Source organism: Paenibacillus sp. J22P143 (genome assembly GCF_059692035.1).
In genome coordinates, this window is the sequence record NZ_JCAUAQ010000001.1 from 381,961 (window position 1) to 398,706 (window position 16,746).

Consider the following 16,746-nt stretch of genomic DNA (forward strand, 5'->3'; position numbering starts at 1 on the left):
TTCCCCCTACGTATTACAAAAATTCTATCACGTGTTGAAAAGTATAGGCATAACCTTTCTATTCAACAGAAAAAGACATCGAACACCGATGTCTTTTTCATAATCGGAGTAACACGATTTGAACGTGCGACCTCACCCACCCCAAGGGTGCGCGCTACCAGGCTGCGCCATACCCCGTCATTCCCCGTTTACAGCCAAGAAGAACGCTTTCACTTTTGTAATTATAGTAGGAGTCTTTCAAATTGTAAAGCCATTTTCAGGCAAAACAAATAAAGCCGTTTCCCGCAATTAGCGGCCACGGCTTTAAAATTATGTAACGTTCAATCCTATGTATAAATACAAATTATTGAATGCCATCTTTAAGTGCTTTACCAGGTTTGAAAGCTGGGATTTTGCTTGCTGGGATATCAATTTCTCCACCAGTCTGTGGATTACGTCCTTTACGAGCAGAACGTTCACGAACTTCGAAGTTACCAAATCCAACTAATTGTACTTTATCTCCACCTTGTAATGCTTCAGAAATTGCATCAAAAACAGCATCTACTGCTTTTGTCGCGTCTTTCTTGGAAAGCTCAGAGGTTTCCGCAACCTTGTTGATCAATTCAGATTTATTCATGCCATTCACCTCCCCCCAAGATTTCTCACTTCCGTTACTTCCTGTTTTCACCGTTTTCCCAGAAATTATACATAAACCACTGAAAAATCGTTGATTCTCTAAGCAAAATGAACTTTGAAAGCAGACGAATAAATTCATAGTAATACACTCAGTGAGCAATTTCAAGTAGCTATTTCCATTTTATGTGGGACTTTCTGCTAGGAAACGACAAAAAACACTCTTTCGAGTGTCTTTTGTCCACAATTTCCTACAAAATAATCGCGATCAAGCCGCCTGAGCCTTCATTGATAATACGTCCAAGCGTTTCCTGAAGCTTATATCTTGCATTATCCGGCATTTGGGCAAGCTTGCCTTGTATGCCTTCTCGAACGATCGAGTGCAGTGATCTTCCGAAAATATCGGACTCCCAGATCTTCAGCGGATTATCCTCGAAATCTTGCATTAGATAGCGCACAAGCTCTTCACTTTGCTTCTCTGTTCCGATGATCGGTGAGAACTCAGATTCGACATCTACACGAATCATATGAATAGATGGCGCTGTTGCTCTTAATCGAACGCCGAACCTGGAGCCTTGACGGATTAACTCAGGCTCATCTAACGCCATCTCCGCTAAGGTTGGAGGCGCTATCCCGTAGCCGGTTGTTTTGACCATTTCAAGTGCCTCAGCGAATTGATCATATTCTCGCTTCGCATGCGTGAAATCCTGCATGAGCTGAAGGAGATGATCCTTCCCTCTTATTTCAACACCAACGACCTCGACGAGAATTCGATCATAGAGCTCATCTGGTGCAAACAGATCTATTTCTGCTACACCCTGCCCCATATTCAGCCCGGCTAATGCAGCCTTGTCAATAAACTCATATTCTGCAAATTGACTGACAACACGATCGACATCACGTAAGCGCCTGATATCCTGTACGGTATCGCGAACGGATGCTTCGAACTGTGTCCGCAGCCAATGATTCTCATCCAGAACCATTACCCAACTAGGCAAGTTCACATTCACTTCATGAACCGGGAATTCATACAGGACTTCACGAAGCACGGAGACCATCTCTTCTTCGCCAGCACTAGCTACACTCATCGTTACAACAGGAACATCATACCGGCTTTGCAACTCGCTGCGCAGCTCAAGTGCAGGCTCACTGTTTGGCTTCTGAGAATTAATGATCACAACAAACGGTTTCCCGACCTCTTTGAGTTCACTAATTACTCTTTCTTCAGCTAACACATACGAGGACCGCGGGATATCCGAAATCGTACCATCCGTTGTAACCACGACACCTAATGTGGAGTGCTCCTGAATGACTTTCCGTGTTCCGATCTCAGCCGCTTCTTGGAAAGGAATCGGCTCATCGAACCATGGTGTATTGATCATCCGAGGTCCGTTCTCGTCTTCATAGCCTTTGGCGCCATCGACTGCATATCCGACACAATCAACAAGGCGAATGTTTACATTCAGCCCCTCGGCCACAGAAATTTGAACCGCCGTATTCGGTACGAACTTCGGCTCCGTTGTCATAATCGTGCGGCCAGCAGCGCTCTGCGGGAGTTCATCGGTAGCCCGGATCCTATCCGCTTCGCTTTGAATGTTCGGAAGCACTACAGATTCCACAAAACGCTTAATAAAGGTTGATTTCCCTGTCCGGACTGCGCCGACAACCCCCAGGTAAATGTCCCCTCCCGTTCGTTCTGCAATGTCCTTAAAGATATCCACTTTCTCCAAGAGAATCCCTCCTACAGTTTGGTCGTCAACTGACGCTAATGACGGTAACAATTGACTACTCGTACATTCATTTGGACTAGTAAAAATATATGTACTTTCGATAGAAATATGATAGATGCGTTCCAACTTTTTTTCGCTCATATTTTATGAAGCACATACGGCTTTCGAAAGAATATATGATGAGTCGGTTGCGCTTATTCTATAAAGACAAAAAAACCTCTTCCACGCATGGGAAGAGGTTGATTATATGACTACTTTTGAGGCATCGGTTGATTATCTCTCCATGTATATGAAACGCTGCGAATCGGCACGAAATAGGATTTATCTACGAGAATCTGCCTCAAATCTTGATCTGGCTTTAACGAGTTTCCTAAAGCGTTGTTCTGAATAAACGTGTTGATATCCATTGCATAATCAATGGCTACTTCCCCTGTTTGCTTGTTTAGGATGTACGTAATCGCATTTTTTCGATTATAGACTGATTTGATATCGGGTTCTTTCATTCCAAGCAGCTTGAAATCTACATATGCAAATGCGTCATTCTGCGAAATCCCCTGAGGCATGTTCCCTCCATGCTTCGCAATGTAATCATTCACTTTTTTTTGAACATCTTCCACACTTTGAAAGGCGGATAAGTCCATCAGCTTCACAATTGGCTTCGTTTCTGCATCTACGAGTACGTAAATGAACACTCCGCCGCTCTCGAAAGCATTAGCAGGTACCGTACTCAGCAGATTCGTTTTTTTCAATTTAGGAAAATCGATCACATATTTCTCATAGAGCGGCGTCGTCATCTCACTATTTTTAATGGGAAGCACGCCAGTTTTCTCGTGGAAGGTATCTACAGCCTGTTGTACGACAGTAATAAATTCAGCAGGATTGATTTGATTCTCTTTCCTTAGTTCTTGCGGGTACGCACAGCCTGTAAGCAAAATAACCAAGATAAGCGCCAGAAGCGAGCTTCTACCTTGGGTTCGTCTTCCTTTTATATTCACAATTCAACCGTCCTATCTTATCTAAAATGAAAAATCGTCTTCCTCATTTTGTCTAGCAAGTTGAGCTCGAATAGCTGCCTTTAAAGGATCCTCGGGAATCGTTACCTGAACAGCACCCGTTACACGCGCTTGGCATGCTAATCGAATTCCCTCATCTGCTAGGGAGCCGAGCTTTAATTGTTCATTCGTATTCAAAGGCGCGAGTCCACTTTGATCGTTGACCTTTACCTTGCACATTAAACAGGCTGCCTTCGCACCACAACGCGTCCGGATATGCACTTTTGCTCTGTTCCCTGCATCCAACAACGTGGTACCAGCTCTTACTTTAATTTTTTTGTCATCCGGCCAAAAATGCACATCAAAAGTACTCATAATCGGCTCCAATCTAGCAATTCGTTCATCTTCACATGAAATTCATGTCCCCAATAATTTCGGTTCATCAAATCTGTCAACGCGGGCATATGTTTGTCTGGTTGAGCTTGCATCGTTCTTAGAATCGGTTCAAAGCGATCAGGGCGATTTCGAAGTACATTAAAGAGAAGCTCATGCGCTAACGGCATCAGCGGAACCTCTTGATCCTCAATGGTAAGAGGACAAGCATAGTTTTCTCCTAGGTATTCAACCTCAACTTGATAGACGGACCCCAATGCTTTTACTTTAAAATCGCCGACAACCTCAACCACGTGACCGTCAATGCGATAATGACTCAGCATAGAAGCATAAATAGGCGTCTCGCTAAATTCAGGCTGATCGATCGCGTAAGGCTGCAACAACGTATGCACCTTATGGACATCATTCAGATCTATATAAATATCCAAATCTCTTGGACTTCTTCCTATATCCACGTTGTGCATCAGTAGACCACAGCTTCCACCAATCAGCCATCGCACATTGTGACCTTGCTGTAACCTTGTATGAATAGTCGAAATCGACGGGAGTAGTAGCTCCAGCAGTTTCATCATGCCCACACCTTTCAGGCAGTAAATTTTAAAAATAAGGCTTATGCGTAACTGAAATCGTTCCTGCTTGCTTCACCACGCATTGACAGGCTAGTCGGTAGCCCTGTTCAAGCTCTTCAGGCTCTAAACGATCTTCTTCCGCTTCCGAGGTCTCAGAAAGCAGCTCTCGGCCTTCAGCTACATAGCAGCGACACCTTGCACAGGTACCTCGCGTGCAGGAAAATCCCCAATCCACATCTGCTTTCAGCGCATGATCTAGAATCGTTAATCCCGTTTCCGGCGTAAGCTGTATCTGTGTTTTGCGTGTTTTCAATTCTAACATGATGATTTCCCCTCCGGTCGGTTAAAACAAAGAAGATAGCATAAATAGTAAAATTGGGATAAACATTAGAAAAGCGATAAAAGATAGCACACCACGCCATAAACCTGTCGTTCTTGTTCGTGCATATGAGATTAGAAATGATGCGACAACCATCAGTCCCATGGCTACAAATGAGGCCCACATTTTGTCTAAAGGTGACATCGTATTAACTCCTTATGTAAAAATCGTTGAAATGAAACACATGTAAGTATAGCACAGAAAAAGAAAAAAGCATAAAGGGGATGAGGATCCCCTTCATGCCTCTTATTTCTTACCCATCATCATGTTCATTAATTGCTGCATGTTATTGGTGTCAAGTTTACTACTTTTAACGGCTTGAACGATATCATTAATGGTTTCTTCCGATACCTTGACGTTAACTAAACCTGAAACCTGTTTAATGAGTGCCCTTAATTGCGTTTCACTCTGCATTGTAGAAGGTTTCACACCACTTGCAATTTTTTCAATATCTTTAGATGTAACGGATTTGCCCGTCTTCTTCTTGACCACACTCAATACGTCCTTGGACATATCTTTATTCGCCAATTGTGCCGCCTCCTATACCCTAAGCTGATGAGAACTCCTGATAGGGTATAGTATGAATGCGGAGAAGATCTGGTGTAGGCTATCTCCAACCTTTTGTTTACCTTGTCATCGGTAATTCTTCCATTTCGTGCGTCCGTACGCGCCCCATGAGATCCCGTGCGGCAAGCTTTGGAGATTTCCCTTCGAATAATACATTATGTAATTCATTCGTAATCGGCATTGTGACCTCGTATCGACGAGCTAGGTCATAAGCTGCTTTCGTCGTTTTCACGCCTTCTACAACCATTCCCATCTCTGTGAGTACATCATCCAACGGGATACCCTTGGCCAATTTATTGCCAGCCCGCCAATTACGGCTATGCTTGCTTGTACAGGTTGCGATTAAATCACCAATTCCGGCTAACCCAGCAAAGGTTAGAGGGTTTGCGCCCATTGCAGTACCTAAGCGTGTAATTTCTGCGAGCCCTCTTGTAACGAGTGCCGCTTTGGCATTATCACCAAAATCCAAGCCATCCGTTAGCCCTGCACCAAGTCCGATGATATTCTTCAGTGCTCCACCTACCTCAACGCCTGTTACATCCGGATTCGTATAAACACGGAAATAGCTTGTAATAAGCAAATCTTGCGCAGCTTCTGCAGCTTGTAAGTCCTGAGCAGCGACAACGACTGTTGTGGGCATTTTGCAAATGACTTCTTCCGCATGACTTGGTCCTGAAAGGACGACAAATCGCTTCGGATCCAGTTCTGGCAGTTCATCCGCAAGCACTTCCGTCATTCGCTTTAGCGTTCCCGTTTCAAAACCTTTGGTCGCATGAATGACGAGCGCATCCTTTTTCAAAAAAGGACGTATACGTGAAGCTACCTCACGCATGCCTGAAGATGGAACAACCATGATGATGGCGTCCGCATCTTGCACGGCATCCTGCAAGGAATTCGTTGCTATAATTGAAGGAGAAAGTGATATATCTTTGAGAAAACGACTATTCGTGTGCTTCTCATTGATTTCTACCACTTGTTCTTCGTTACGAGACCATAGAAGTACTTCTTTCCCATTATCCGCCAATACCGAGGCGAGTGCCGTCCCCCAACTTCCAGCTACAAGGACCGATACTTTTTGTGTCACGGTTTCCCCTCCTATGCGTAGATGTTCTTAGAACAATTTCGTTAGGCTCTTTTCTGGCCCAGCTTGTTTTCTTTGCCTTGGATAAGCTTCACAATGTTCGTTCGATGACGTAAAAAAGCAAAAGCACATAGCAAGATACTAATCCACAAAACAGGTACAGGCCGGTCCATTCCCCAAATTAGAAAAGGTAAGAGTGCTGTAAGTATAAGGGAGCCGAGTGATACAAATCGTGTGATAGCTATGATGACGATTGCTGTTAAGCCAGCGATCAACGTAGGAATAAAGCAAAGTGTCGCCATGACCCCAATAGTAGTCGCAACTCCTTTACCACCCCTGAAGCCAAAAAATACGGGCCAATTATGTCCTACTATCGCTGCCAAACCACACAAGACGCGAATCCAGATGTCATCAGGTCCTGGAGCAGCCCAAACCCCCAGTAAGACCGCGACGACACCTTTCAAGGCATCCAGCAGAAGGACGAGGATTGCAGGCCCTTTCCCCAGTACGCGGAGCGTATTCGTTGCCCCAGCGTTCCCACTGCCATGCTTGCGGATATCAATCCCTTTAAGCCATTTTCCGAATAAATAACTAAAGCTTATGGATCCTAGTAAATAGCCCACTACAATTGTTATTATCGAAAGCAATGTACAACATCTCCTATTCTTTGTCCGAAGTTTTTCTACGGCTCAAGATGCGAATGGGCGTTCCTTCAAAGCCAAAAGCAGCACGAATCTTATTATCCAGATATCGTTCATATGAGAAATGCATGAGCTCAGGCTCATTTACGAAGAGAACGAATACTGGCGGCTTAACAGCCACTTGTGTAACATAGTTAATCCGCAGACGCTTTCCTTTATCCGTGGGTGGCGGATTGTAGGCAACCGCATCGGAAACAACGTCATTGAGAAGGTGTGTTTGTACACGTAAGGCATGATTCTCAGCTACTTGAACGATGACAGGCAGCAATTTATGAAGACGCTGTGTCGTCTTGGCTGATACAAATACAACAGGCGCGTAGCTCAAGAACAAGAAATGATCACGAATCGTAGTCGTAAAATGCTGCATCGTTTTATCATCTTTCTCTACGATGTCCCATTTGTTTACGACAATCACAATCGCTTTTCCTGCTTCATGTGCATATCCCGCAATGTGTTTATCTTGTTCAATAATGCCTTCTTGACCATCAATTACGACCAATACCACATCTGCTCGCTCAATGGCTTTCATCGCACGCATCACACTATATTTCTCTGTGTTCTCGTAAACTTTACCTCGCTTACGCATACCTGCGGTGTCAATGATAACGAACTTCTGACCATCACGTTCAAAAGGCGTATCGATTGCATCGCGCGTTGTTCCTGCAACGTCGCTTACGATAACCCGCTCTTCTCCAAGAATCGCGTTCGTCATCGACGATTTCCCTACGTTTGGACGACCAATCAGTGCAAATTTCACGACTTCATCGCCGTACTCATCATCTGTTTTATCCGGGAATAAATTACAAACAACTTCAAGCAAATCACCAATACCAATTCCGTGCGAGCCGGAGATTCCAACTGGATCGCCGAAACCAAGAGAATAGAACTCATAAATATCATCTTGACGCGCTAAGTTGTCCACTTTATTTACGGCCAAAACGACTGGTTTCTTGGAACGAAACAATAGCTGCGCTACTTCTTCATCCGACGGAGTTACCCCTGCCTTCGCGTCAACCATGAACACGATGACATCCGCTTCTTCGATCGCAAGCTCAGCTTGTACACGAACAGATTTCAGTATCGCGTCCTCGCCATCAATTTCAATACCACCGGTATCAATGACGCTGAAAGAGGTATTCAGCCATTCACCAACACCATATAAACGATCCCGTGTGACACCTGGTTTATCTTCTACAATCGCCATGCGATCGCCTACGATTCGATTAAAAATGGTGGACTTACCGACATTCGGTCGGCCTACAATTGCAAGTACGGGTCTACCCAATTTACATCTCTCCTTCGAATTCCATGACTAAACATGGAAAATTACGCAACTTACATCATAACAAAAAAGACGCGCCTTGGCTAATCTCTTTTGAGACTTGACCAAAAAAGCGCATTGGATATGGATTTTTTCGTTATTTCCATCTACTCCCTCTTCGGACTATCCAATTTCTCACGACGGTTCGGCACCCACTATACGCAGCTTGTATCATGATCGTTAAGGTTCTCGCAGTAAAGATGGAAAGCCACCATTGATCTTGAAAAGTGGCCATACCCAGCTGATGAAAACCATCTACTTCATGGATCCCCGCTTGATACATATCCCCAATTAGATAACCGATCGAAATCGCCGCAATCTGCTCCCAAGCATTGCGCTGAACAACTACGGCTACAATAGCAAGCAGCAGTGCCGTCTGCCATTCTGAGTTTCGAATAATAAGAATAGGGTCCATCTCGAGTAATTGTTGAAATAAAAAATGGAGTGAACCGATCAGAAGTCCGATGGAAAGCAGATGTAGCTTATGTATAAAGCCATGTGTGACATAAAGAATACTGAATGAAATCGTAAGTACAACAACATAAACGAGCTGAATATGTACATGTTGTATGGTTACGGTTATTCGTGTTCCTATAAGCCATGAGACAAAAAAAAGAAGCATGCCCTTATGCGAAATACTTCTGATGTACAGTTCCTTCCAACCGCTGGCGAGCAAGATCAACGTGATGCAAAGAAGAATAAGCGACAGATAACCGGCATTCATAATCAAACCACCCTAGCCTGCATAGCATTCGAGGACAAGCTACCGACATCGATGTGCTAGCGGATCTTCAGACTCCCCCTCAATGTCAAAGGGAGATCTGCCTGATCCTTAGTATGGCAATTTTTTGATTATTTACTCGGATTACTTCGCCCTGCGTATGAAGTTAAGTCAATGCCTCTTGCATAACACCATTCAGCAGTGTCTCCTACAATGACCACGGGGCATTGTGTTAAGGCATGTATGGAATTGGCGCCTAGCGCCGTCATAATTAAGATGAGTCCTTGGTGAAGCTCTTCGGCATACGCGTGAAGGGCATCTACGCCGTCTGTACGCAGTACCTTGAGAAATGAACCTGCCATACCAACCGCTGATGCTCCTAAGGTAAGTACTTTTGCTGCTTCCAAAGCATTCGTAATACCGCCTGAGGCAATGACAGAACCCGAAGGATAGACGGAAAGCGCCTCTAACAAAGTCATACTCGTCGGTGTTCCCCAATCATTGAGCCACGCTAATGCAGCAGGTCTTCTCGCATTTTCAATCGCAGCAAAATTCGTTCCGCCAGAACCACCTACATCTAGAATCTGAACACCAATGTCCTGCAATTGCTTCGCGTTATCACGTGAAATGCCAAAACCAACTTCCTTCACGATAACCGGTACAGGTACATCACGAACAATGCTCTCAATGCGTCTGAGCATACCTACGAAGCTGCGATCTCCTTCTGGCATAATCAGCTCTTGCATGACATTCAAATGAATTTGAAGCGCATTCGCTTCAATCATATCTATGGCACGTAATGCTTGATCAGTTGTGGCTTCGCTGCCCAAATTAGCAAATATGATACCGTTTGGATTCTCACGTCGCACGATTTGATAGCTGGATGCCACTTCGCTATTCTTAATAGCTGACATCTGGGAGCCAACAGCCATAGACAAGCCTTTCTCCCTAGCGAGTATCGCCAATTCGCGATTAATGCTCTCTGTCTCATGAGCGCCGCCGGTCATTGCATTAATTAAAATCGGCGAACTCATAATGAGATCGCCGATTGTTGTTGTTAAAGCAATATGATCCGTCGATGTCTCAGGAAGACAGTTATGCACAAGCTTGATATCCGACAGCCCTTGCTGACGGGTTTGACCAAGCTCCAGCGCGTAATGGACATGCTCCATTTTGCGTGAGATGCGCATTCCTTTACCCTCCTAGAAATTGGATCTATTTATTTTTTGAATTTTGCTAGTTTTTCTCCAAAACGCTCACCAAGTGTCATGGACAAGCCTTGATTGCTTAGGGATACGTTTTCGTTACCAGCAATTTCTTTTTGGTGACTAGCACTGTTACCGCGGTCACGATCGCCGCGCGGTTGTCTTTCTCTGTCTGGTTTACCAACTGATGACGGAGCTGCTGCACCAGCTGGCGCTTCAGGAGCATCTTCCGTGTCTTTAATGCTCAAGCTAACGCGTTTTTCAGCAAGGTTGATTTCCAATATTTTCACTTGAACTTCTTGACCTTCTTTCAACACTTCATGCGGAGTGCCGATGTGACGGTGAGCAATTTGAGAAATGTGAACAAGGCCTTCAACACCTGGAGCCACTTCAACGAATGCACCGAAAGCTGCAAGACGTTTTACAGTACCTGTAACGATATCGCCTGCTTTGAAATCACGCTCAACATTGGACCAAGGACCATCTTGTGTTGCTTTGATGCTCAAGCTGATTTTGTCATTGGAAGGATCAAGTTTAAGGATTTGCACCTTAACTTTGTCGCCTTCTTTAACAACATCAGAAGCTTGTTCTACGTGCTGCCAAGCAAGCTCGGAGATATGAACAAGACCGTCAATACCACCGATATCAACAAATGCACCGAATTGTGTCAAACGTTGAACTGTACCATCCAGTACTTGACCAACTTGAAGACCTTCGATGATTTTCTTTTTGTTTGTTTCGAACTCTTCATCCAAAATATCTTTTTGGGAAAGGATGACTTTGTTTTTCTCGCGATCGATTTCTTTCACACGAAGGCGCAATGTGCGACCTTTGTAAGCGGAGAAATCTTCAACGAATTGACGCTCAACCATAGATGCAGGTACGAAACCACGTACACCAATATCTACAACTAGTCCGCCTTTAACAACTTCAGCAACGGCAGCTTCGATAATTTCTTTGCTTTCTAGTTGTCCTTGCAGCGTTTCCCAAGCCTTTTCGTTGTCAACGACACGTTTGGACAAAACCAATGTTTCTTTCGCATCGTTAATGGAAACGATCTTCAATTCAACTTCTTGTCCAAGCTCAACCGCTTGCGCAGCATCATTCAAGCTTACGGATGAAAGCTCACGAACAGGGATAACACCATCGTATTTGTAACCGATATCCACGAAAGCTTGATCAGCGTCTACTTTAACGATTTTGCCTTTAACTGTAGCGCCTTTCTTCAGCACCGCAACATTGTTAAGTGCGTGCTCTGCTTCTGCTTGTGATACGGCTGTTTCTTGAGCTTCCTGTGATTGATCTTCAACTTTTACTTCATCTGACATGAGATTAGCCTCCTCTATTTACAACCAACAAAAAAAATTTATAAGTCACAAAGCAGCAGTCGAGCTCCTACTCTGTTTCAAACACGGGCAATAAGTTCAATCACTTTAAGGTTAGTATAATTCCAAGCTTTCGATTCCATACATTTCTCATTAGGCTTTACTAGTAACTGTATGTAGTCGGCGAATTTCTTTCATGATTGCATCCGTTGCCTGCTCTAGATCTTCCGAACTAGCTCCTGCAAAAGCACTCATATCAAGTGGTGCCCCATAAACGATCGTCATACGTCGGAATAGTGAATAGGTACCTACGATAGCTACCGGCACGACTGCTGCACCCGATTTCAATGCAAGACTAGCTGCGCCTTTCTTACCCATCCCACCCGCATTACTTCTAGATCCTTCTGGAAAAACCCCAAGCATATTACCATCACGAAGAAGTTGAACAGCAAGTCGGATCGACTCTCTACTTACGCCTCCGCGTTTCACAGGAAATGCGCCTACTCTTGAAATGATATACCCCAGTACAGGAATATCAAACAACTCCGCCTTGGCCATGAAATGTACCTTTCGCCGCAACGGTGTACCTAAGAATGGGGGGTCCAAGAAACTAGTATGATTACCACACAGAACAACTGCACCCTGTGTTGGGACATTCTCCATTCCGATAGCACGCATACGGAAAAATACGGTGAAAATTAATCGAAATAAGGCTCTTCCGATGCGATATAGCATCTTTATTTGCCACCTCCGACTTTGTCCTTACAAAGTCCAAGAATTTCGTCCACAACTTCTTCAATTGTCATTGACGTACTGTCCATTAACACGGCATCGTGCGCCCTGCGCAGCGGCGAAATTTCCCTCTGCTCATCGAACTGATCTCGACGTGCTATATCCTGCTCCAGCTCGGAAAGAGTCATTGTGCTCGCACCATTATTCTGTAACTCCTTGAATCGGCGCTCCGCACGTTCCTTCACACTCGCAGTTAAGAAAACCTTGATTTCCGCATCTGGCATGACATGCGTTCCAATGTCACGGCCGTCCATGACTACGCCTTTGGACACGGTCATTTGCTTCTGTAAACCAACTAACAAATGACGCACAGCACCATAGCTGGCAATTTGTGAAACATGTGCCGTAACGTCCGCCATCCGAATCGCTTTCGTCACATCAACACCATCTACAATTACCTGTTGTCCTTCATCTCCAGGAATGAGCTCAATCATCATACGATTGGAGAGCGCAGCCACTTCTGTTTCTTGATCAGGTAGCAGCCCTTCTTGCTGTACTTTCCAGGTTACTGCTCGATACATGGCTCCTGTATCCACGTAAATGAAACCAAGCGCACCAGCAACTAGCCGTGCAATGGTACTTTTACCGGCTCCAGCAGGACCATCTATGGCAATATTGAACTTATCCAAGCTGCTGTTCCTCCTAACAATACTTCACAGTACCTTACGTACAAAAAAGCAGGCACTTGCCTGCTAATTACTAGAAATTATACCACACTACATGGTCATATGCAAAACTTGGGTTCCGTTGCACCTTGATTTCATGTACCTAGGAGCGTTCTCTTAGGGGATGTTCTGGCACCATATATGGCTGTCCTTCTAGGGGCTCAACACGGGTGAAATGCTTACGGATATACGCATTTTGGAGCAAAGCTTGTACACAAACCAGCAGAATAATAACGACAAGCGCAGCTCTTATAATGACCTTCTCTACGTTGGTAGAGAATCGAATAAATAACTGCTCATAGGGTTCACTCTCTTGCTCCTTCGACATGAAATCACGCTCCTGCTTGCATCCAATATGCATAGCAGTATACCCTTAGCGCATATGTCTCAATCCTTAGCGTTTACGAAAATCCATTTGTCTCTCGAAACAAAAACGTATCAGTTTCTGCCTCTCTCTGTCTGCAATCTCTGCGAATCTGATCATGACAAGCTGCTTACCCGTTTCGGTAACTTTCACGCGTACAACTTCACCTGTAAATGGAATATGCTCGATCGTACCATTCTTGAATGGCGCAAGCACCCAGCACGAGATAATGGCATTTAAACCAATCGGGATATGACCATCGCAAATGAACGAAATACCACCACCGCCGACATCATCGGTTAGCCCAATAAATTGGATCTGGTCGTTCAGTTTCACAGCTATTTCTAATTCAGCCAAAACACGCAGGAAATTTCTGCGTTGAATTTGTGTTATCGCACTAAGCTCTGGTAGTCGTAGCTCAATTAAGCGAATGACATCCTCAGTGAAAGCCACAACCTCCGTAGTGAAATAATGCTTCACGCCGCCTTGCCCTAGGAAGTGAGCGCTGATTTCATCTCCTTGGTACATCTTCTTCAAACGTCCTGTCTTCTCATTAAGTGGGATTTCGATGATGATCGCGCTTTCTGTCACATCCGCAATTCTCGACTTATATTCGATTTTGGACTCTTCTTCGTCAATACTATTCATTTGCATATGTAATATCTGGTTGACCTTAGGAAGCAATTCCCGCACCTCCGCGAAGTAATATACCTTAATTATACCATGCCATCACTAATTAGATAGAAAAAAAAGAAGCAGGATGAAATCCTGCTTCTAACCGACTAAGTTTTAGCTTTTGCAGCTTCCACTTGATCCTGACGAATGGTCTCAATTTTCTCTTCCATGCCAACATCCGCATTCACATATATGCGATAAATGTTGTTATTTAACGTACCGATAAATTCATGGCATAACACTTCTTCATCGAGATCATTTTTGATGATCGCTAATGATTCTCCGGTAACCTTCATTTTAGAATTCAAATGCTTACGTGCTTCTTCCACAGTAAGTTTCGGTTGACCAATCACACGCTTTTTTTGTGAATAAATGTAGTCTGTAGCTTGCAGCCCTGTCACTTCGAGCGTATCTAAGGCCACTTTAACAGTAACTTGTTCAGGATATATGATGACATCCTTCTCTTTTTTGGCAAATTGAATCGTGGCCACGTTTTGATATTGGTCATAACTGATTGCACTTAAATCTTTGTATTCATGCTGATCTAGAAATTCATTCGCTATATCACGCGCTTCACGAAGATTAAATTTGGAGCCAGCCACATCACGTGACTTCATAAAATAGATCAAATGACCGCCTTTTTTGGTAAAGTCCATTTGGGTATCATTTTTGGAGTTATCGCCGCTAGGTACGACAACACTATAGCTCTGAAATTCTGGAGCACTTCCGCCATTTTCGACTACTTTAATCCCGCCTGAATCTTTAATACCAAGGAATTCCACGGCTTTTTTCTTGATTTGATCGGCCGTCATGTCATTGCCGGAAAGCATTTGGACATCATGTTTGGAGAACACATTCAAGCTTCCTGTCCCCCAATTTAACTCCTCATACCCCTGTACTTGTTTATCCACGATCTTAAATCCATCAATAATCGCATTGTCATGCATCTCATTCTCAGAAGCCAGAGCAGATTCAACATCCATCCACCTTAAATTGTTCGCAATTACTTTATCTTGCACCCCACGAATTTCTTTCGTAATGTCAGCAGAATGTGCGTAAAGTGTATTCAACGTCTTCATTTCCGCTTCAGTTAAAGGCTGCTTCGTCATATCTCGAACGGACATTCGGTAGGAGAAATTAGCCATATTCGCCAAGAAATCCTCTGTTTTATTGAATGGCAGCAGCATCAGGGGCAATTGGGTAATATCGCTTTGCGCTTGACTTGTTAGACGCCAGACATTAACCAAGCCTTTTCGATATGATGGCTCTGATGTTTCATTAACAGCCAATGTATTTCCTAGCTCCGTATGTAACTTATCCATGTGAAAGGACAGATCATGAAACGCTCTTTGGTATTGATTCTCCGCCTTAATGAGGATCGTATTTTTCTCCTGATGCTCCAAATACCCCCACACAGAAGCTCCGATTAATGCCAGCAAAAGAAATGGAAACATGACGATGCTTAATCTTTTATACACAGAACCGCTCCTTTCATACCCAATCTTGCGCTTAGTTTTTACGTGAGGAGACAGGTTTATGCAGGTTTGACATAAAATAAACGGCTACATCGTCTTCAGGTGGAGCCCTTTTATCCAGAAGATTATATGCAAAAAAAGGCCTATTCGGAAGAATGGCCTCTTGCTAGCTTTCGGTCTCTATTTCAAAATCATGCTCATTGCTGCATATACATTGACGAAATCCTGTTTCAATTTTGTCCTTTTCCTTTTTGCCTCTCAACACGAACTTCTCACCACATAATCGACATCGGATCTTCACTTTCACGCGCATCGTTAATGACATGTATACCCTCCCGGTCGTTCTCCATCCATGAAATGGAGTTCGCCATTTATACAGTCATTATGACCCAATTCAACCCATTTTAATCTTCTCATCAACGGTCATAACACGTAAGGGTGAGTGCGCATTCGCACGATCCACACGCCAAATCGAACGGATCCAAAGAAAAGTCATGAGCGGAATCATAATCCAAATCCAACCTGTTTTGAAAATGAGCAAAATATAATCAAATGCGCCATGCCAGGCAATTGGAAGCAACAGTGATATCCATAGATACCTTGTTTGCTTATGAGGAACAAATTTCGCTTTACCCATGTAATACCCCATCATAACACCAAATAGCGCGTGTCCCGATACGGGCAGGAGTGCGCGAAGCATCAAGGCAGAGAACGAAGACGCGTGTAGGAAGGTATAAATGATATTCTCCAAGGTCGCGAAACCGAGGCTTACAGCTACTGCATACACAATCCCGTCGTAAGGCTCATCGAAGGCTTCATGCCGAAATATCAGGTGATACAATAATAGCCATTTCAGAAACTCTTCGATTCCTCCAGAAAGAAAAAAGGAAGTCATAATTGTTCCGTTGCCAAACTCCTGAATGAAGGCGTTCTGCAAAACCATCGTGGGATACACGAGTAGAACACCGAAAAAAAACATCCGTATCACGAGATGGATCGGTTCCGTTTCGTAGCGATCCTTCAGATAAAAATAAGCGAGCAATGAGAGACCTGGGGCTATGGCTGCCAATAAAATAGGCACGATATGCATGTTCCAGCTCCCCCTCTTTTTTTGAAATACATACCTCTATTATAGTCGTTCTATACGGACATATCTACTTATACCAACAGATACCTCCA

General features: G+C 44.0%; 21 protein-coding genes and 1 tRNA gene. All 22 read right to left on the reverse strand.

Translation table 11 applies throughout. The annotated features are described in order from the left end of the window. Positions 1–103 precede the first annotated feature (103 nt). Positions 104–177, reverse strand: a tRNA-Pro gene (locus AC58PQ_RS01840). Positions 178–343: 166 nt separating this feature from the next. Continuing rightward, positions 344–616, reverse strand: coding sequence for an HU family DNA-binding protein (locus AC58PQ_RS01845; protein ID WP_056614405.1), 273 nt, complete (start codon positions 614–616; stop codon positions 344–346). Between the two features lie 247 nt (positions 617–863). Continuing rightward, the gene (gene spoIVA, locus AC58PQ_RS01850) at positions 864–2,342 is read right to left on the reverse strand and encodes a stage IV sporulation protein A (RefSeq protein WP_497240287.1); all 1,479 of its coding nucleotides are present in this window, start codon (positions 2,340–2,342) and stop codon (positions 864–866) included. A 251-nt stretch (positions 2,343–2,593) separates the two neighbouring features. Beyond that, entirely contained in the window at positions 2,594–3,337 is a 744-nt protein-coding gene (locus AC58PQ_RS01855; protein ID WP_497240288.1) for a YphF family lipoprotein, read from the reverse strand. Between the two features lie 21 nt (positions 3,338–3,358). Continuing rightward, positions 3,359–3,709: a 2Fe-2S iron-sulfur cluster-binding protein gene (locus AC58PQ_RS01860; protein WP_497240289.1), complete on the reverse strand. Its 351-nt coding sequence runs from the start codon at positions 3,707–3,709 to the stop codon at positions 3,359–3,361. After that, complete coding sequence (locus AC58PQ_RS01865) at positions 3,706–4,299, reverse strand: nucleotidyltransferase domain-containing protein (RefSeq protein WP_497240290.1); 594 nt, start codon at positions 4,297–4,299, stop codon at positions 3,706–3,708. The genes AC58PQ_RS01860 and AC58PQ_RS01865 overlap by 4 nt, the downstream gene beginning before the upstream one ends. Positions 4,300–4,324: 25 nt before the next feature. Then, entirely contained in the window at positions 4,325–4,618 is a 294-nt protein-coding gene (locus AC58PQ_RS01870; protein WP_477595957.1) for a 2Fe-2S iron-sulfur cluster-binding protein, read from the reverse strand. A 21-nt stretch (positions 4,619–4,639) separates the two neighbouring features. Beyond that, complete coding sequence (locus AC58PQ_RS01875) at positions 4,640–4,819, reverse strand: DUF2768 family protein (protein WP_497240291.1); 180 nt, start codon at positions 4,817–4,819, stop codon at positions 4,640–4,642. A gap of 102 nt (positions 4,820–4,921) precedes the next feature. After that, positions 4,922–5,203, reverse strand: a complete 282-nt coding sequence (locus AC58PQ_RS01880) for a stage VI sporulation protein F (RefSeq protein ID WP_314795905.1) — start codon at positions 5,201–5,203, stop codon at positions 4,922–4,924. A 97-nt stretch (positions 5,204–5,300) separates the two neighbouring features. Beyond that, complete coding sequence (locus AC58PQ_RS01885) at positions 5,301–6,326, reverse strand: NAD(P)H-dependent glycerol-3-phosphate dehydrogenase (RefSeq protein WP_497240292.1); 1,026 nt, start codon at positions 6,324–6,326, stop codon at positions 5,301–5,303. 41 nt (positions 6,327–6,367) lie between these two features. After that, positions 6,368–6,970 carry a glycerol-3-phosphate 1-O-acyltransferase PlsY gene (gene plsY, locus AC58PQ_RS01890; protein WP_497240293.1) on the reverse strand — a complete coding sequence of 201 codons (603 nt, stop codon included), beginning with the start codon at positions 6,968–6,970 and terminating at the stop codon, positions 6,368–6,370. Positions 6,971–6,983: 13 nt separating this feature from the next. Continuing rightward, positions 6,984–8,309: a ribosome biogenesis GTPase Der gene (gene der / locus AC58PQ_RS01895; protein ID WP_477595951.1), complete on the reverse strand. Its 1,326-nt coding sequence runs from the start codon at positions 8,307–8,309 to the stop codon at positions 6,984–6,986. Positions 8,310–8,442: 133 nt separating this feature from the next. After that, positions 8,443–9,069 (reverse strand): YphA family membrane protein, encoded by a 627-nt coding sequence (locus AC58PQ_RS01900; RefSeq protein ID WP_497240294.1) that lies wholly within the window; start codon positions 9,067–9,069, stop codon positions 8,443–8,445. A 128-nt stretch (positions 9,070–9,197) separates the two neighbouring features. After that, positions 9,198–10,256, reverse strand: a complete 1,059-nt coding sequence (gene fni / locus AC58PQ_RS01905) for a type 2 isopentenyl-diphosphate Delta-isomerase (RefSeq protein ID WP_497240295.1) — start codon at positions 10,254–10,256, stop codon at positions 9,198–9,200. A 29-nt stretch (positions 10,257–10,285) separates the two neighbouring features. Then, positions 10,286–11,599 (reverse strand): 30S ribosomal protein S1, encoded by a 1,314-nt coding sequence (gene rpsA / locus AC58PQ_RS01910; RefSeq protein WP_497240296.1) that lies wholly within the window; start codon positions 11,597–11,599, stop codon positions 10,286–10,288. A 150-nt stretch (positions 11,600–11,749) separates the two neighbouring features. Next, entirely contained in the window at positions 11,750–12,331 is a 582-nt protein-coding gene (locus tag AC58PQ_RS01915; protein WP_497240297.1) for a lysophospholipid acyltransferase family protein, read from the reverse strand. 2 nt (positions 12,332–12,333) lie between these two features. After that, positions 12,334–13,017 carry a (d)CMP kinase gene (gene cmk / locus AC58PQ_RS01920; protein WP_497240298.1) on the reverse strand — a complete coding sequence of 228 codons (684 nt, stop codon included), beginning with the start codon at positions 13,015–13,017 and terminating at the stop codon, positions 12,334–12,336. Between the two features lie 139 nt (positions 13,018–13,156). Next, positions 13,157–13,381, reverse strand: a complete 225-nt coding sequence (locus tag AC58PQ_RS01925; protein WP_497240299.1) for a hypothetical protein — start codon at positions 13,379–13,381, stop codon at positions 13,157–13,159. Positions 13,382–13,447: 66 nt separating this feature from the next. Continuing rightward, positions 13,448–14,110, reverse strand: coding sequence for a flagellar brake protein (locus AC58PQ_RS01930; protein ID WP_497240300.1), 663 nt, complete (start codon positions 14,108–14,110; stop codon positions 13,448–13,450). Between the two features lie 89 nt (positions 14,111–14,199). Beyond that, positions 14,200–15,570 carry a germination protein YpeB gene (gene ypeB, locus AC58PQ_RS01935; RefSeq protein ID WP_497240301.1) on the reverse strand — a complete coding sequence of 457 codons (1,371 nt, stop codon included), beginning with the start codon at positions 15,568–15,570 and terminating at the stop codon, positions 14,200–14,202. A 163-nt stretch (positions 15,571–15,733) separates the two neighbouring features. Beyond that, the gene (locus tag AC58PQ_RS01940) at positions 15,734–15,892 is read right to left on the reverse strand and encodes a hypothetical protein (protein ID WP_497240640.1); all 159 of its coding nucleotides are present in this window, start codon (positions 15,890–15,892) and stop codon (positions 15,734–15,736) included. 69 nt (positions 15,893–15,961) lie between these two features. Further along, positions 15,962–16,657 (reverse strand): glutamic-type intramembrane protease PrsW, encoded by a 696-nt coding sequence (gene prsW / locus AC58PQ_RS01945; RefSeq protein WP_497240302.1) that lies wholly within the window; start codon positions 16,655–16,657, stop codon positions 15,962–15,964. Positions 16,658–16,746: the final 89 nt, after the last annotated feature.

Bases quoted from the DNA above. Each gene is read 5' to 3' on its own strand.
- fni (WP_497240295.1), bottom strand. From the start codon at position 10,256: ATGCGCATCTCACGCAAAATGGAGCATGTCCATTACGCGCTGGAGCTT.
- AC58PQ_RS01940 (WP_497240640.1), bottom strand. From the start codon at position 15,892: ATGTCATTAACGATGCGCGTGAAAGTGAAGATCCGATGTCGATTATGT.
- AC58PQ_RS01865 (WP_497240290.1), bottom strand. From the start codon at position 4,299: ATGATGAAACTGCTGGAGCTACTACTCCCGTCGATTTCGACTATTCAT.
- AC58PQ_RS01875 (WP_497240291.1), bottom strand. From the start codon at position 4,819: ATGTCACCTTTAGACAAAATGTGGGCCTCATTTGTAGCCATGGGACTG.
- AC58PQ_RS01915 (WP_497240297.1), bottom strand. From the start codon at position 12,331: ATGCTATATCGCATCGGAAGAGCCTTATTTCGATTAATTTTCACCGTA.
- AC58PQ_RS01925 (WP_497240299.1), bottom strand. From the start codon at position 13,381: ATGTCGAAGGAGCAAGAGAGTGAACCCTATGAGCAGTTATTTATTCGA.
- AC58PQ_RS01845 (WP_056614405.1), bottom strand. From the start codon at position 616: ATGAATAAATCTGAATTGATCAACAAGGTTGCGGAAACCTCTGAGCTT.
- rpsA (WP_497240296.1), bottom strand. From the start codon at position 11,599: ATGTCAGATGAAGTAAAAGTTGAAGATCAATCACAGGAAGCTCAAGAA.
- AC58PQ_RS01900 (WP_497240294.1), bottom strand. From the start codon at position 9,069: ATGAATGCCGGTTATCTGTCGCTTATTCTTCTTTGCATCACGTTGATC.
- prsW (WP_497240302.1), bottom strand. From the start codon at position 16,657: ATGCATATCGTGCCTATTTTATTGGCAGCCATAGCCCCAGGTCTCTCA.
- AC58PQ_RS01860 (WP_497240289.1), bottom strand. From the start codon at position 3,709: ATGAGTACTTTTGATGTGCATTTTTGGCCGGATGACAAAAAAATTAAA.
- AC58PQ_RS01870 (WP_477595957.1), bottom strand. From the start codon at position 4,618: ATGTTAGAATTGAAAACACGCAAAACACAGATACAGCTTACGCCGGAA.